This is a genomic window from Bacillus sp. 2D03, assembly GCF_003946765.1.
In the GTDB taxonomy this organism is placed as follows: domain Bacteria; phylum Bacillota; class Bacilli; order Bacillales; family Bacillaceae_G; genus Bacillus_A; species Bacillus_A cereus.
In genome coordinates this window covers 761,005-777,578 of record NZ_RPSJ01000001.1, presented here as the reverse complement: position 1 = coordinate 777,578, position 16,574 = coordinate 761,005, and the positions used below count along the sequence as shown (strand labels likewise).

Sequence of the window (16,574 nt, the reverse complement as noted above, 5' to 3'; positions counted from 1 at the left end):
GCTGATATATTTGAAAAATCGCCGATATAATTTCATTTACCGATTTACTATGCCGAAATGCGAACTAGTATGAAAAGCCAAACTTACACGCCCACCTTCTTTATATTACAAAAGTGTAAGGTAATTGTAATGTTAACAAATAGCAGTTCACCTCCAAAAGGCGCAAAATAGGTAATGGAAAAACAAGCGTAGGAGGATATATATGACGAAACCAGTTGTAGACGTGAAAAACGTTCAAAAAGTGTACGGTAAAAAAGGTGAGAACCAATCACACGCGTTAAAAGGTGTTTCATTCTCAATTCAAGAGGGTGAGTTTGTTGGGATTATGGGACCATCTGGTTCTGGTAAAACGACATTATTAAATGTAATTTCAACGCTTGATAAAGCAACGGGCGGCGTTGTTGAAATTGCGGGTACAGATATTACGAAAATGAAACAAGGTGAGCTTTCTGATTTCCGTTCACAAAAGTTAGGATTCATCTTCCAAGACTTTAACTTATTAGAGAACTTATCTATTTATGAAAACATTGCACTTCCACTTTCTCTTCAAGGTGTCGCATCACGTAATATTGGACCGAAAGTAGAAAAAGTAGCGGGTATGTTAGGGATTACAGAAATTCTTCAAAAGTATCCATCTGAAGTATCTGGTGGACAGAAACAACGTTCAGCAGCAGCGCGTGCACTTGTGCATGAGCCGGCAATTATTTTAGGGGACGAGCCAACAGGAGCGCTTGATTCTAAAAATGCAACGAGTTTACTTGATGCGATGACAAACTTAAATAAAGATCAAGGCGTATCGATTATGATGGTTACGCATGATCCATATAGTGCAAGTTACTGTCAGCGTATTTTATTCATTCAAGATGGTGAGCTATATAAAGAAATTCATCGCGGTGGTACGCGTGAAGAGTTCTACAAAGAAATTTTAGATGTACTTGCAGATTTAGGTACACAAAAGGCGTAAGAAAGGAGGTTCCAGTATGTTATTTAAACTTTCCATGTCGGGGCTGAAAAGTAAGCTGAAAGATTATATCGTCTTACTTGTCGGTCTTGTCATGTCGATTTCAATTTTTTACATGTTCCAAACGTTAGCACTGAATAAAGCATTTTTAGAATCTAATTCAGTGATTAAATCTATTGGATTCGTATTCCAAGCAGGATCATTTTTATTAGCAATTATAACGTTCTTCTACATTTTATATGCAAACTCTTTCTTATTATCTCTTCGTCAAAAAGAGTTCGGTATGTATATGATGTTAGGTGCGAAAAAACATAAAGTTACATTACTTATGTTTATTGAAACAATCGTATTAGGTGCTGCGTCTCTTGCAATCGGGATTGCAGTTGGAGTAGGACTTGCAGAAGGTATTGGACAGTTATTAATGAAACAGCTTGAATTTGCTGGTGAAGGGTATAAAGCATTTTATCTACCATCTATGACTGTTACTTGCATCTTCTTCTTTGCACTATTTGTATTATCAGCAATTATGAACAGTATTAAATTGTCACGTATTTCTGTATTGCAATTAGTACATGCAGATGCGCAAACAGAGCGTGTTGCAGTAAAAGGTAAAAAGACAGTTGTAGTGGCATTCCTTGCTGTTCTTTTATTAGGTATAGGTTATGCATCTATGATCTATATGGAAAAACTAAAAGAGATGGGAATCCTTATTGCATTAATTACGACAACAACTGGTACTTATATGCTATTTAGTTCACTTCTCCCGGTTATTATTAAAAAATTAAAGAGTAATAAAAAGCGTAGTGAAAAAGGACTTAACGCTTTTACATTTGCACAATTAAACTTCCGAATTAATAGTTTAACGAAAGTGCTTGCAACAGTGGCAATGTTAGTTGCGCTTGGAGCTGGTGCAATTTCGGGCGGTATGGCGTTTAAAAATAACGTTATAAAAATGGTAGATGGTTTAGTAATATATGATTCAGTAGTTCATAATCCAACAGCTGAAGAAAAGAAAGTTTTAGACGGTATTACATTTAAAGAGAAAAGCGAATATCGTTACAAAGTTGATGATAAATACGTTTACTATGTAAAAGAAGATTTAGAGAAAAATCGTCCTTTAGTAAAAGATATGGCAAAGATGAAGTCTATGAAGGATTTAGTAAATACGAAAAAAGTTTCAGAGGAACTACCGGTAGGTGCAGTTTCTAGAGAGATGAATCAAAAAGATGCGAACACTAAAGAACTTTCAGCGGAATGGATAGATGCTTTTAGTACAATCCATCCATATTATTTATACAATGATCATGCAATTAAAATTGTAGATCAAAAAATGTACGATGGGATAAATGGTAAAGATGGTATAGCATTTATCGGAAAAACAGATGATTTTTTAACATATAAAAAAGAATGGAAAAAACTTGACGAGTTGCAGCTAGATAAATATAAAAATGTAAAAGCTGAACAAATGGATAGTAAATATCAAGCTTATAGTGGGTTCTATGGCATTGCGAGTGGAACAGTATTTATGGGATTCTTCCTTGGAATTGCGTTCTTAGCAATGATGGCAAGCTGCCTTATGTTTAAAATTCTTTCTGGTGCATCAAAAGATATTACGCGTTATCAAATGCTTCGTAAAATCGGTGTGCGCCGTGAGTTATTAACGAAATCAATTTATAAAGAGTTATTCTTAGTATTCTTATTCCCAGCAATTGTGGGTATCGCTCACGTATTAGTTGGTATGAATATTTTCGGATTTATTTTAATCGATCCGTACTTCCGTATTTGGGTACCAATCGTAATTTTCGTAGTTATTTATGCGATTTATTACTTCATTACAGTTCAATTGTATAAAGGAATTGTTCTTCCGAAAGAAGATTAATAATAAAAACCGAGCAAAAACGCTCGGTTTTTATTATTTTCAGAAAAAACACTTTAATGTTACTGAAATGTATAATATAATGTAAATAAGTAACGTAATATAAAAGTAGGAGCAGCTGGATAAGGAAAGGAGGAATCCAATCTGTAGAAAAAAGCTGAACTTTTACCCCCACATTTTTTTACCGCAACGTATTTATACAATCGTAAGTTTCCACATTGAAAGTTTTCAGAACCACCTGAGTATATTGTGAAAATAATGGATAACACATGGAAATCTCATAGCATGATAAGGTAAAATGGACAACATAATGAGAAAATTACCGTTCATAAGATGAGGAGAATACATGTATGGAAGTTGTAGAGGCATTAAAAGATATAAGCCAAATTGAGGCTATGAAAAAATATTTAAAAGAGCACTCCCAGCGAGATTATCTTTTATTTGTTATTGGAATTAACACAGGATTAAAAATTACAGAATTACTTAGCATGAAATTTGAAGATGTATTAAATGAAGACGGGACTGTTAAAGAGTTTTATGCTCTTCCTGTGAAAGATGAAAAATTTAAACAAGATATTTATTTAAATACAAAAGTAAAAGAAGCGCTTTTAGATTACGTACAATCTATTGGCGTTAAAAGAGAAAATTACGTATTTCAATCTAATAAAACGCCAAATTCAATTACGCGCCAACAAGCGTATCGTGTAATTCATAATGCTGCAGAAGCAGTTGGAGTTGTTGGTAAAATCGGAACGAATTCAATGCGAAAAACGTTCGGATTTCATGCTTACAAAAGAGGGATAGCGATTGCGCTATTGCAAAAACATTTTCATCACGCGACTCCATCAGAGACACTAAAGTATTTAGGTATCTCAAAGGATGAGAGCTTTAAAACGGAGATTGATGTCGATTTATAAAAGCCGTAACTAAAAAATTAGGAGGCGGAAAATATGAATATTAGAGAGAGTGAACTGCCGGGTATTGGATGTAAGTTTGAAGTGATTACAAAAGGTAATGAAAAGATGGTTATCGTTATTCATGATGATGGCCGAAGAGAAATGTACCATTTTGATACTGATCATGAAGAGAGTATTTCAAGCGTCTCTCTTCGTGATTCTGAAGCGAGACAAATTGCAGCTATATTGGGCGGAATGGTATATAGACCACAAGCTTTAGATACGATTGAAATGGCTTTTGAGGGATTATCAATTGAGTGGTTTAAGGTGGAAAATAATGCACCAGTTGTACAAAAAACAATTGGTAGTTTACATGTTCGAAACACATATAACGTAACGATTATTGCCATTTTGAAAAAGAATATGAAGAAGTTCTTTAATCCAGGCCCAGATTCTATCATTGAAGCTAGCGATATGCTCGTATTATCAGGTGAAAGACATGAAGTGAAAAGAATTATTAATGAGTTGCTTTCAGTAGGAGGGGATTCATAATCGATGGATACTTTAATCTTTGAAGTTGGAACTGCGTTAGTATTAGTCGCTTTTGCAGCTATTCTTGCTGCAAAGTTAAAGTTCTCGATTATCCCGTTTCTTATTATACTCGGTATGCTAGTGGGGCCTCATGCCCCAGATTTAGGGTTTATCGATTTAAGATTTATTGAAAGTGGAGAAGTTATTTCCTTCCTCGGCCGTGTTGGCGTCATATTCCTCCTATTTTACTTAGGTTTAGAATTCTCAATTAAAAAATTAATTAAATCAGGAAAATCAATTGCTTTTGGGGGAACTGTTCATATATCGCTTAATTTTATATTAGGTTTACTTTACGGATATATAATGGGTTTCCCCTTATTAGAAACATTAATTATTGCTGGGATTATAACAATTTCATCGAGTGCAATTGTTGCGAAAGTAATTGTTGATTTAAGAAGATCTGGTAATAAAGAGACGGAGCTAATTTTAGGAATCATTATGTTTGATGATATCTTTTTAGCGGTATATTTATCAGTCGTTTCAGGATTAGTACTCGGAGGGGCAACGTCATTTGTAGGTGCTCTTACATCTATTTTAATCGCAGTAGGGTATATGCTACTATTCTTTGTAGTTGCTAGAAAAGCTACACGATTTTTAAATAAAATGTTAGATATTTCGTCCAATGAAATTTTTATTATCGTAATATTTGCTATTTTGTTCTTTGTAGCAGGATTTTCAGAAACGATTCATGTTGCGGAGGCGATTGGAGCATTATTATTGGGGCTCGTCTTTTCTGAAACAGAGCATAGTGATCGAATTGAACAGCTTGTTGTTCCGTTTCGTGATTTCTTTGGAGCTATATTCTTTTTCAGCTTCGGTTTAAGTATAGACCCATTTTCACTTGGCGGAGCAGTGTGGTTGGCATTAGGAGCAGTTTTCATTACTCTTATCGGTAATTTTACTGCTGGAATGGTTGCGGGGCGTAAAGCTGGGTTATCGCATAAGGCTTCTACGAATATCGGTTTAACGCTTGTATCACGCGGAGAATTTTCTATTATCGTCGCGAATATTGGAATTGCGGGTGGCTTAATGGCAGCGATTAAACCGTTCTCAGCTTTGTATGTTTTAATATTAGCATCGTTAGGACCTTTGTTAACGAAAGAATCTGGGAGAATATACTCGCTACTAGATAAGGTGTTTAAATGGAGTGCTAAAGAACGTGTGAAGCGAGAAAAGGAAGTTGGATAGTACAAATAAGGGTAGACTGCATGAAAATTTCATGCAGTCTACCCTTTTATATATTGTTACTGTTGTCGTTTTTTGTCGGTAAGTCGATATATTTTAATAATCGCTGATATATTTGTAGTTGCGCCGATATATTCTGATAATCGCTGATATAATCCAAGAAGCAACCAATATAAATTCATTTACCGACGAACTATTATCTGAATTTCATCAACTATTAATCAGTTGCCTTCCTATTTAAAAACGACTACAATTTTACTGTTATATATGAACGAAAAAAATAGAATAGGAGGGGAAGCTATGCCAAGGAAAGTATGGCTATTAGTAGCTGGGATGATTATTAATGTCACGGGTGCTTCTTTTTTATGGCCTTTTAATACAATTTATTTGCATGATCACCTAGGAAAATCTTTATCTGTGGCCGGAATGGTATTAATGATCAACTCGCTTACCGGTGTAATCGGAAACTTGCTCGGCGGTGTTTTATTTGATAAATGGGGCGGTTATAAATCAACTTTAGTAGGGATTGTGATTACACTTGTATCAATTTTAGGTCTTGTGTTCTTCCACGGTTGGCCGTTATACGTTGTGTGGCTAGCGTTAATCGGCTTCGGTTCTGGAATGGTCTTCCCATCGATGTATGCGATGGTCGGTACAGTTTGGCCAGAGGGCGGAAGACGAGCATTTAATGCGATGTATGTTGGACAAAACGTTGGTATTGCGATTGGAACAGCGTGTGGTGGATTAGTTGCTTCGTATCGTTTTGATTATATTTTCTTAGCGAACTTTATTTTATACTTTGTTTTCTTCTTAATTGCTTTTATTGGATTCCGTGGTATGGAGGACAAGAAGGAGCCAGGAGTACAAAAAGAAGTCGAAATGAAAAAAGGTTGGTCACTTACACCTGGATTTAAAGCACTTCTTATCGTGTGTGTAGCATATGCTTTATGCTGGGTTACATACGTACAGTGGCAAGGTGCAATTGCAACACATATGCAGGAATTAAACATTAGTCTTCGTCATTATAGTTTATTATGGACGATAAACGGAGCAATGATCGTTTGTGCGCAGCCACTTGTTAGTATGTTAATTCGCTGGATGAAGCGTTCCTTAAAACAGCAAATTATGATTGGAATTTTCATTTTTGCGGCGTCATTCATTGTGTTAAGTCAAGCGCAGCAATTTACGATGTTCCTCGTTGCGATGGTAACATTAACAATTGGTGAGTTATTTGTATGGCCTGCGGTTCCAACGATTGCAAATATACTTGCACCAAAAGATAAATTAGGATTTTATCAAGGGGTCGTAAATAGTGCGGCGACTGTAGGGAAAATGTTCGGACCGGTCGTTGGCGGAGCAATTGTTGATTTATACAATATGGAAGTATTGTTTATAGCAATCATGGTAATGCTTGTAGTAGCGCTTGTAGCAACAAGTATTTATGATAAACGAGTAAAAGTAGAAGAAACAGTTGAAGAAAAAATTGCAGTTTAGTTTGACGGAACATGTTCACATGTTTTAGAATATATTTAAATAAAACAACCTTTAGAACAAGGGAGATAGCTCGGCTGTCTTAAGATGAATTCGTTAGTTATGAAGAGTAACGATTAACCGAGAAGTCCTCGCTTTAGTAAGCTCTTAAGAGATACTAGGTGAAGGATAGTTCACGTAACTTATATGTGTAATAACAGTGAGAAGGAGTAGTAGTAATAGAAGCTGGTTTAGAGAGTTGACGGTCGGTGCAAGTCAATCCACGTTTCGTTATGAACTCGCCTTTGAGTTGCAGTTGTGAAATTAATAGTAGCAATTGCCGTTAATCCACGTTACGGATCTAAGCGAATGTACATTTGTACATTAATTTAGGGTGGTACCGCGGGAATCTACAACCTCTCGTCCCTTTCTAGGGATGAGAGGTTTTTTGTATTTTGGGCGGTGAAAATAAATATAATTTCAAGGAGGGTATCTCATGAGCTTTAATCATCAAGAAATTGAGAAGAAGTGGCAAGGGTACTGGGAAGAAAATAAAACATTCCGTACGCCAGATGAGACAGAAAAACCAAAATTTTATGCACTAGATATGTTCCCATATCCATCAGGTGCAGGCCTACACGTAGGACATCCAGAAGGTTATACAGCGACAGATATTTTATCTCGTATGAAGCGTATGCAAGGATATAACGTTCTTCATCCAATGGGATGGGATGCATTCGGTCTTCCAGCAGAGCAATATGCACTTGATACTGGAAACAGCCCAGCTGAATTTACAGAGCATAATATTAATACGTTCCGTAACCAAATTAAATCATTAGGTTTCTCTTACGATTGGGATCGTGAAGTAAATACAACAGATCCAAATTACTATAAGTGGACGCAATGGATCTTCCTAAAACTATTTGAAAAAGGCTTAGCTTACGTTGATGAAGTACCTGTAAACTGGTGCCCAGCACTTGGTACAGTACTTGCAAACGAAGAAATCATTGACGGTAAGAGTGAGCGTGGTGGACATCCAGTTGAGCGTCGTCCGATGAGACAGTGGATGTTAAAAATTACAGCTTACGGAGATCGTCTATTAGAAGATCTAGATGAGCTTGATTGGCCTGAAAGCTTAAAAGATATGCAACGTAACTGGATCGGTCGTTCTGAAGGTGCAGAAGTACACTTCAACATCGATGGTACAGACGAGAAATTCACAGTTTTCACAACACGCCCTGATACATTATTTGGTGCAACATACTGTGTACTAGCTCCAGAACATGCACTTGTTGCAGAAATCACAACAGCAGAACAAAAAGAAGCGGTAGAAGCTTACATTAACGCTGTAAAAATGAAGAGTGATCTAGAGCGTACAGAACTTGCGAAAGAAAAAACTGGTGTATTCACTGGTGCTTACGCAGTTAACCCAGTAAACGGTGAGAAATTACCAATCTGGATTGCTGACTATGTTCTTGCAACTTACGGAACAGGTGCTGTAATGGCAGTTCCAGCTCACGATGAGCGTGACTATGAATTCGCATCAGTATTTAATCTTCCAATGAAGGAAGTTGTAAAAGGCGGAGATATTACGAAAGAAGTGTACACAGGTGATGGTGCACACGTAAACTCAGCATTCCTTGATGGTTTAAATAAAGAAGAAGCAATCGCAAAAATGATTGAATGGCTTGAAGTAACGAGCGCAGGAAATCAAAAAGTAACGTACCGTCTACGTGACTGGTTATTCAGCCGTCAACGTTACTGGGGTGAGCCAATTCCAGTAATTCACTGGGAAGATGGTACAATGACAGCTGTGAAAGAAGAGGAATTACCATTAGTTCTTCCGAAAACAGAAAACATCCGTCCTTCAGGTACAGGTGAATCACCACTTGCCAACATTGACGAGTGGGTAAATGTTGTTGATCCTGAGACTGGTAAAAAAGGTCGTCGTGAAACAAATACAATGCCGCAATGGGCTGGTAGCTGTTGGTATTACCTACGTTACATCGATCCAAACAATAGCGAAGCACTTGTAGATCCTGAAAAAGTAAAACAATGGCTTCCAGTTGATATTTATATCGGCGGAGCGGAGCACGCTGTACTTCACTTACTATATGCTCGTTTCTGGCATAAAGTATTATACGATATCGGTGTAGTTCCAACGAAAGAACCGTTCCAACAATTATTCAACCAAGGTATGATTCTAGGTGAAAACAACGAGAAAATGAGTAAATCAAAAGGTAACGTTGTAAATCCTGATGATATCGTAGCAAGCCACGGTGCAGATACACTTCGTCTATACGAAATGTTCATGGGTCCATTAGATGCTTCAATTGCTTGGTCTGAAAATGGTCTTGACGGAGCTCGTCGTTTCCTAGACCGCGTATGGCGTCTATTCGTTCAAGATAACGGTGAATTAAGTGAGAAAATTACTGACGCACCAAATAAAGAGCTTGAAAAAGCTTACCACCAAACAGTGAAGAAAGTAACAGAAGACTATGCAGAGCTTCGCTTCAACACAGCGATTTCTCAAATGATGGTATTCATCAACGATGCATACAAAGCTGAAACACTTCCAAGAGAATATGTAGAAGGTTTCTTAAAAATGATTGCACCAGTTGCACCTCATATCGGGGAAGAGCTATGGAGCAAGCTTGGATACAATGAAACAATCACATATGCAAGCTGGCCAACATTTGATGAGTCTAAACTTGTAGAAGATGAAGTTGAAATCGTTGTTCAAGTTATGGGTAAAGTTCGCGCAAAACTAACAATGAGTAAAGACGCATCAAAAGAAGAAATGGAACAACTTGCACTTGAAGCAATTCAAGACCAAATTGAAGGGAAAACGGTTCGTAAAGTAATTGTTGTTCCTGGAAAACTTGTTAACGTTGTTGCAAACTAATTCATTCTAAATAAAAGCTCAGAGCGTTTATGCTCTGAGCTTTTTTGTATAGAAAATAATCTCAGGGTCACCTTCATCTAAGTTTTCAACTATTCCGCTATGTATAAAACCATTCGAGTTAAATACTTTCTGCATACTTTCATTCGATTCGTTCGTTGAAGAAAATATTTTTTGAGTAGGAGAATGACTTAACATATATGAGATTAACGAGCTTGCATAGCCTTGCCTTCTTTTAGTTGGTGAAACAATGATTAATGAGAGGAAAGTACAACCAAAGAAATTTGTATCGTATGTTAGAAAGCCAGAGATAGAATTTTCTTCTTTTACAATGATGCATCTGCCTTCACGGATAGTGTGCTTAATATAATTTCGTCTACTATCGTTTCCAATTACGTCAATATCTATATGGACGATTGAATCTAAATCATTGATAGAAGCCTTTGTTACATTCTTCAATATACATACCTCCTAGAAAAAATATTCAGTTAATTAATTTTATCATGAATGAAGAAAAAGAAGCGGAATTCTAGTGCAGACAAACACCTATTCTTCTATAGGAAATATGATAAAAAAGGTAGGCTAAATTGAGTAGAAGAGGTGAAAGGAATGAAAGGGATGGACAATAATGCACCACATGGTTTCGTCGGGGGTGGATCGGATAGTTATGAACAAATGATGTTAATGGGAGGAGGACAACAAGGATACGGTGGAATTCCGAGCTGGATGGGTGGAGGCGCGGGTGGATTTCCAACATCGGTAGCTGGCATGCAAACTGAAATGCCTACATCAATGGGAGGCTTTTCGACATCAGGGGCTGGAATGCCTACAATAACAGGTGGATTTCCAACATCAGTAGCTGGTGTACAGACAGGAATTCCAGTAGGAGCACCAACTACATTTCCTTCTTTCGTTGGAGGAGTGCAGACAGGATTTCCGGTACCAGGAATAGGTGTTGTAGCTGGAGGAATAGGTGCGTATCCGCAAGTTGTTCACGGTCATCATGGACATCACCACCATCAAGGTCAACATGGCCATCATGGACACCATCATCACCAAGGTCAACACGGCCATCATGGACATCACCACCACCAAGGTCAACACGGCCATCATGGACATCACCACCATCAAGGTCAACACGGCCATCATGGACATCACCACCATCAAGGTCAACACGGCCATCATGGTCATCACCAACAACAAGTACATCACCATGGACACCACCACATTCATCCGCAAGCTGTTCTTTATCAAACGCACCAAGGTCATCATGGACATCACCACCAAGGGCACCAAGGTCATCATGGACATCATCACCACCAAGGCCAACAAGGTCATCATGGACATCATCACCATCAAGGCCAACAAGGTCACCACGGTCATCAAGGACAGCATAGTCAACAGCACCAACACCAACAATATCAGCAATATCAACAACAACAATCTTCTCCTTGGACAGGTGGAATTGGAGCGGGAGCAGCAGGAGCAGCGGCAGGAGCGGCTAGCATTAGTGGAGCAGCAGGGCACGCGGGACACGTGGGTCATTAACAAGCCAACAGAAAAAAGACATAATAAAAAACTGCTAGGAAATCCTAGCAGTTTTTTTCAGCTTCTTGGCGCTGACGTTCAATTTCAGCACGAAGTTGTGGTTCCGGTGCTTGCCAGCCTTCTGGCTTTAGAATCTTACCGTCGCCTTCACGGAATCGAGGCTTCCCATCAGGGAATAGTTTTGCCATGTTGGCGTTGTTTACAATTTCGAATCCTTTATCTGGACGTACGCCCATTTCTGCAAACGTTCCGAATGCAAAGTAAATAAGGTCAATCAGTGCATCGTATTGATCTTCAACAGTCGTTGCCTCAAGAAATTCTTCTAGTTCTTCCTGCATAAAACTTGCACGGATTTTTGCACGCTCTTCTGTTAATTTTGTTGGAGTATTTGTTACAGGATGTCCGAATACTTCATGCATTTTTGCAACAAGTTCATATCCTTTATCTAAACCTTTTTCGTTTGTCATGTTGTTTCATCCTTTCTTACGTTATGCCGAAGTTTATTGTAACATAAGGTGATTATGAAATGAAAAGAACATCTTATAGAAATAAGATGTTCGCTCGTTATTCTTCTTTCTTAATTAAAATAGATAAAATAAGATCAATACCGAATATACCAACGAGTAACATTGGTATAACGACAAGTAAATAACGTGTGAAGGAAACATTTTTTAAGTATGTATGAGCAAATAAAAAGACGGCGAGAAATAAAATACCATTTAAAATAGGCTTTACTAATTTTTTAGACATAAGCTCCCCCATAAATATCTTCTCTCTCTATCTAAAATAAAAACTCCTCTCTCCGTTGTATCATGCTGGAGAGAGGAGTTCAATCATTTCTCATTCAATTACACCAGAATTTGTAATGTCTACGGTATATTTTATAGTAACGGGAACATCTTTGTACATTTGTTTCCACTCTTCTAATTTGAATGGGCGATAATGTTGCTTATATTTAGCTCCTAGCCCAAGAGGGTCGACATCTAGAGATTTAAAATGCTTAATTAATTTCTTACCTTGTGTCTCCAATTGTTTTTGAACGACCTTCTCAATCTTTTTTGTATTCTTAGCATTCTCTAAGTTAATCTGTTTCGATACTTCTTGAATACGAGCCTCAAGTTTAACATGAATGGAAAAGGAAGGCTTACCATTTTTTATTTTTATATCGTATGTTGGAATAGAACGAATATTATTAATCATTACGTACCCAGGATCTGCTTTAAATTCATGTGAATCTAACTTATGTTTTTCTAAAAGTCCTTTGAATATAAACATATCTTTTTCTGCAATTTTACCAACATATTTATCCTTTTTAAAAAGACCAATTCCCGTTATTTTTATTTTATCACCATGTTTCTTTAAAATTGGAATATAGTAGTCTTGCCCTTCTTGATAATAACGGAATGCTCCTATATGCAGATTATCTGTTGGTAAAGGACCGGTCTCCATATTATGTTCTAGCATTTTTTTTATATAAATTGCAACGTTGGATGAAGTCGTGTACTTTCCTTTTAAAAGTTCAGTACCATTACCTTCAAGTAAAGCAACATATAAGGCATTCCCGATGTTTACATCACGAATTAATGTATCGAAGGAAGCAACCATTCCTTTCTTAGCAATTCGGGTGGTAAATAGAGCAACCCGCATTTGCCCGCTAGCAAATGGTTGAGAAGACTCTAAAGATGTGTCAGCTTTTACTTGTTTTACCGCATTTGCTGTTCCTTCAAAAACTTGAACTTTGTTTCCTTTTTGCTGAATAGGACAAACAAATGTTACCTTTATTTTATTATCTTTTGCTACATCGAAGACAGTTCCTTGGATAAGGTGTACGTCATCGATAATATTTTTTTGTAAACATCCAGTTAGACTAAAGAGTGCTATACAAGAGATAAGTATTAATTTTCTTTTGATTTTTTCCATTTTCTTTTCACCCACACAATAATAAATAGAATTGGGATGTATACATAAATGAGCCAAAAGCTTCCTTTTGATGCATTACTAATAAAATTATTAATATCGTGTCTGTTTGTTAGAAGTTGTGAAACAATGAGGGTGATAAACATAAAAGCGATTAAAACACCTCTTTGTTTTACACGGAATATTTCGTGCGTTGCTCTCGTTGCCGCCCACAAAGGTAGAATAAAACTTGTAATGATAACGAGGGCATAAGCTGAAATTGCGATATATTCTAGCCTTTCTATGAATGGTAATTGAACAACTTGGGTCATAGAAAGTTGGGCCCATATCGTTTTTAACAATTGTTTTTCACTAAAAAACGAAAAGGCTAAAAGAGTGCTAAATAAATATAGAAGGTTTGAAAATAGTGCCCCATATTGAGCAAATTTATGAGATTGTTTAGGGTTTTTCACAAATGGATAAACCATGAGGTAAATCTCAAAACCAGTCATACTGTAGATTGACAGTTGAGCGGATTTTAAAATATCTGAAAAAGAATGTGTGAAAATGGGTAATAAATTTTCCCAATGTGAGTATTTCAAAACGAATAAGCTTAGAAATAAATACCCTAGTGTACCACCAACAGAGATGACGCAAATGCCTGTAATGACACGAAATCCAGAAGAAATGATGTAATAGCTAACTAGGCACAAAAAGAGTGTTAACATAAAGGTGGAGGCAGTTGGGAACATCCATACTTGAATAATTTCAACGTATGTTCGAATAACCGAAATACTGACGATTAAAAAATAAGTTGCAAAGATGATATTAAAGACGTTCCCTATCCACTTTCCAAAGGTTTGTCGTTGTAAATCAATTAAATTCCCGTTTGTTTCCCTTAATAAAAAATACATCATCCACATAAGAACATGGATAACGATGCCTGTGATTACAACGCCTATCCAGCCGTCGTATCCAGCGGCCTTTGCGGTGATTCGAGCAAATCCGAGAACGCCAGCTCCAAACTGTGCACCGTGAATTAAGAAGAAAACAAAGATAGGAGATATTTGATATTTTTCTTGAACTTTACTCATCAATGCACCTCATCTCTTAATCATCAAAGTCTGATCTATGTTTTGTTGAAATTCCTTTAGCAGCTTTTTTTACATGTTGTGGTCTTGCTTGTACATCTCTTGTATCGATCATTGTTAACGGGAAACGAATCCAAGAGTCTTTAACAGATTGTTGTCTTGTCGGATAAAACAAAGCGTACGGTTTACGTAAGGAAGTAAGTCTAAATAGATGGGTAAATAAAAAGATAAACCCAAGAGAGATACCGAAAAGCCCCCCTATTTCCGCGAATGCTAGAAACGGGAAACGTAGTAATCGAACAGCATTACCCATTTTATAAATAGGTGTAATAAAGGAAGCGAGTGCTGATAGTGCAACGATAATTAATAAAATATTACTCGTTAACCCAGCTTGTACAGATGCTTGTCCGATTACGATACCGCCTACAATACCGAGCGTTTGCCCAACTTTCATCGGTAACCTCGCCCCGGCTTCTCTTAATAAATCGATTGCGAGTTCTAGAAAGAGCGCTTCAATTAAAGGTGGGAATGGTACTTGTGCCCTTGATAAAATCAAAGTTTCAAGTAAATCACTTGGAATAAGTTCATAATGATAATTTAAAACTGCAACGTATAACGGTGTAGCGCAAATTGAAAATAGAACGGCAATTAATCTTAAAATCCTTGAAAATGTAGCGTACATCCAGGAGACGTTATAGTCTTCTGGTGAAATGAAAAAATCAAAATAGGATACGGGTGTTAGTAAAACACTTGGAGAACCATCAACAAAAATAGCGATTTTTCCATCAATTAGTGCTTTTGTAACTCTATCAGTACGTTCTGTATTGATATAGAGAGGGAAAATCGATTTTTCACCCATTAATTCTTGTAAATAAGCACTATCATTAATTTGATCATATTCAAGAGCGCGTAATGACTCTTCTAGAAAATCTACATTATCTTTTTCAGCAAGGTTGTCTAAATACATCATGACAACTTTTGTTTTGGAAAACTCGCCGATAATCATTTCTTTTGTTTGTAAATCTAAAACAGGAAGACGTTTTCGAACTAAATTAATGTTTGTATCAATATCCTCTACGAAACCTTCTTGCGGACCAATAACAGTTGATTCGTTTAAAGGAGGGGTTGGTGCACGATAATTATCAATTGCAATGTTTGCAAGCATACATTTTTGATCTTGCTGATTCAATTGAATAATCGCATGCCCCTTTAAAACCATATCCTCAATTTTTTGTAAGTCGTTCGTAATTGTAATGCCGCTCATCGGGATATGTTCCTTCAGCTCTTCTAGTGATGCGTTAGGTCGTTCTAAAAGAGTGGGCATTAAATACTTTTGTAATTTTTCTCCATCAAGTGAAGGGCGATAGTAAGAAATCCAATAAGGCATCGTTTCATCGTCGGATGTATGATAATTTACAAAATCACTAGACTTTTTCAGCTTCTCTATTAAATTTTGTAAAGAATGAATACGATCTTTTTCTGGTTTTGTAAAGTCATAAATACTATTACCTCCAGAGCTTTGTTGCTTACTTTGAGAAGGTTCATCTTGCTTAGCGTTTTGTTGTTTATCTTGAGACGAATCACCTTGTTTAGCACTTTGTTGTTTATCTTGAGACGAATCACCTTGTTTAGCACTTTGTTGTTTATCTTGAGACGAATCCTCTTGTTTAGGGTTTTGTTGCTTATCCTGAGAAGGGTCCTTTTGTTTAGCACTTTGCTGCTTATCCTGAGACGAATCACCTTGTTTAGGGTTTTGTTGCTTATCCTGAGAGGAATCCTCTTGTTTAGGGTTTTGTTGCTTATCCTGAGACGAATCACCTTGTTTAGCGCTTTGTTGCTTATCCTGAGAGGAATCTTTTTGCTCGTTATTTTTACCTTTATTATGTTTCATACTTCTAGTCTGTTCTTTGTTATCATCCTCTTGATTGTTAGAATGCTGCTCCTGGTTATCTGTTTCGTTTAATTTTGATGTATTTGATTTTTTTTTCTTACGTAACCAATTCCAAATCATATGTACGCCCTCTTTAATCTTGTAATATAGTGCTATTTTGTGGCTAATTTTGTATATTATTCATTTATTTATGAAAAGAAGAAGGAGATTAGTTTGCATAGAAAAAAAACTTTAGTAAGCAGTTCATACTATAACGGGGAGAGGGAG

The 16,574-nt window shown here is 36.8% G+C and carries 14 protein-coding genes and 1 other annotated feature; of the genes, 8 read left to right on the top strand and 6 right to left on the bottom strand.

The annotated features are described in order from the left end of the window. Positions 1–202 precede the first annotated feature (202 nt). The 7 genes from EBQ15_RS04320 (at position 203) to leuS (ending at position 9,884) form a co-directional block, all read left to right on the top strand. The gene (locus EBQ15_RS04320) at positions 203–964 is read left to right on the top strand and encodes an ABC transporter ATP-binding protein (protein WP_000165838.1); all 762 of its coding nucleotides are present in this window, start codon (positions 203–205) and stop codon (positions 962–964) included. 16 nt (positions 965–980) lie between these two features. Then, positions 981–2,840 (top strand): FtsX-like permease family protein, encoded by a 1,860-nt coding sequence (locus EBQ15_RS04315; RefSeq protein WP_000897804.1) that lies wholly within the window; start codon positions 981–983, stop codon positions 2,838–2,840. 347 nt (positions 2,841–3,187) lie between these two features. After that, positions 3,188–3,754 (top strand): tyrosine-type recombinase/integrase, encoded by a 567-nt coding sequence (locus tag EBQ15_RS04305; protein ID WP_000454205.1) that lies wholly within the window; start codon positions 3,188–3,190, stop codon positions 3,752–3,754. Positions 3,755–3,787: 33 nt separating this feature from the next. After that, the gene (locus EBQ15_RS04300) at positions 3,788–4,285 is read left to right on the top strand and encodes a cation:proton antiporter regulatory subunit (protein WP_001026057.1); all 498 of its coding nucleotides are present in this window, start codon (positions 3,788–3,790) and stop codon (positions 4,283–4,285) included. Between the two features lie 3 nt (positions 4,286–4,288). Next, positions 4,289–5,512, top strand: a complete 1,224-nt coding sequence (locus EBQ15_RS04295; protein ID WP_000380162.1) for a cation:proton antiporter — start codon at positions 4,289–4,291, stop codon at positions 5,510–5,512. Positions 5,513–5,809: 297 nt separating this feature from the next. Then, positions 5,810–7,003, top strand: a complete 1,194-nt coding sequence (locus tag EBQ15_RS04290) for an MDR family MFS transporter (RefSeq protein ID WP_001137555.1) — start codon at positions 5,810–5,812, stop codon at positions 7,001–7,003. A 187-nt stretch (positions 7,004–7,190) separates the two neighbouring features. Beyond that, positions 7,191–7,410: a binding site (T-box leader), on the top strand. A 65-nt stretch (positions 7,411–7,475) separates the two neighbouring features. Continuing rightward, the gene (gene leuS / locus EBQ15_RS04285; RefSeq protein ID WP_000009464.1) at positions 7,476–9,884 is read left to right on the top strand and encodes a leucine--tRNA ligase; all 2,409 of its coding nucleotides are present in this window, start codon (positions 7,476–7,478) and stop codon (positions 9,882–9,884) included. A gap of 27 nt (positions 9,885–9,911) precedes the next feature. Here the strand turns inward: leuS and EBQ15_RS04280 are convergent, their stop codons facing one another. Beyond that, positions 9,912–10,340, bottom strand: a complete 429-nt coding sequence (locus EBQ15_RS04280) for a GNAT family N-acetyltransferase (protein ID WP_000800324.1) — start codon at positions 10,338–10,340, stop codon at positions 9,912–9,914. A 150-nt stretch (positions 10,341–10,490) separates the two neighbouring features. Between EBQ15_RS04280 and EBQ15_RS04275 the strand changes: the two genes are divergently transcribed. Further along, positions 10,491–11,429 (top strand): hypothetical protein, encoded by a 939-nt coding sequence (locus EBQ15_RS04275; protein WP_000677629.1) that lies wholly within the window; start codon positions 10,491–10,493, stop codon positions 11,427–11,429. Between the two features lie 44 nt (positions 11,430–11,473). Here the strand turns inward: EBQ15_RS04275 and EBQ15_RS04270 are convergent, their stop codons facing one another. The 5 genes from EBQ15_RS04270 to EBQ15_RS04250 form a co-directional block, all read right to left on the bottom strand. After that, the gene (locus EBQ15_RS04270; RefSeq protein WP_000180554.1) at positions 11,474–11,896 is read right to left on the bottom strand and encodes a pyrophosphohydrolase domain-containing protein; all 423 of its coding nucleotides are present in this window, start codon (positions 11,894–11,896) and stop codon (positions 11,474–11,476) included. A 97-nt stretch (positions 11,897–11,993) separates the two neighbouring features. Beyond that, a complete protein-coding gene (locus EBQ15_RS04265; protein WP_000038775.1) occupies positions 11,994–12,179 on the bottom strand; it encodes a hypothetical protein in 186 nt (61 codons plus the stop codon). A 90-nt stretch (positions 12,180–12,269) separates the two neighbouring features. After that, complete coding sequence (locus EBQ15_RS04260; protein ID WP_000411371.1) at positions 12,270–13,349, bottom strand: Ger(x)C family spore germination protein; 1,080 nt, start codon at positions 13,347–13,349, stop codon at positions 12,270–12,272. Continuing rightward, a complete protein-coding gene (locus EBQ15_RS04255; RefSeq protein ID WP_000049072.1) occupies positions 13,325–14,419 on the bottom strand; it encodes a spore germination protein in 1,095 nt (364 codons plus the stop codon). The genes EBQ15_RS04260 and EBQ15_RS04255 overlap by 25 nt, the downstream gene beginning before the upstream one ends. Before the next feature lie 16 nt (positions 14,420–14,435). Then, positions 14,436–16,427: a spore germination protein gene (locus EBQ15_RS04250; protein WP_000638089.1), complete on the bottom strand. Its 1,992-nt coding sequence runs from the start codon at positions 16,425–16,427 to the stop codon at positions 14,436–14,438. Positions 16,428–16,574 lie beyond the last annotated feature (147 nt).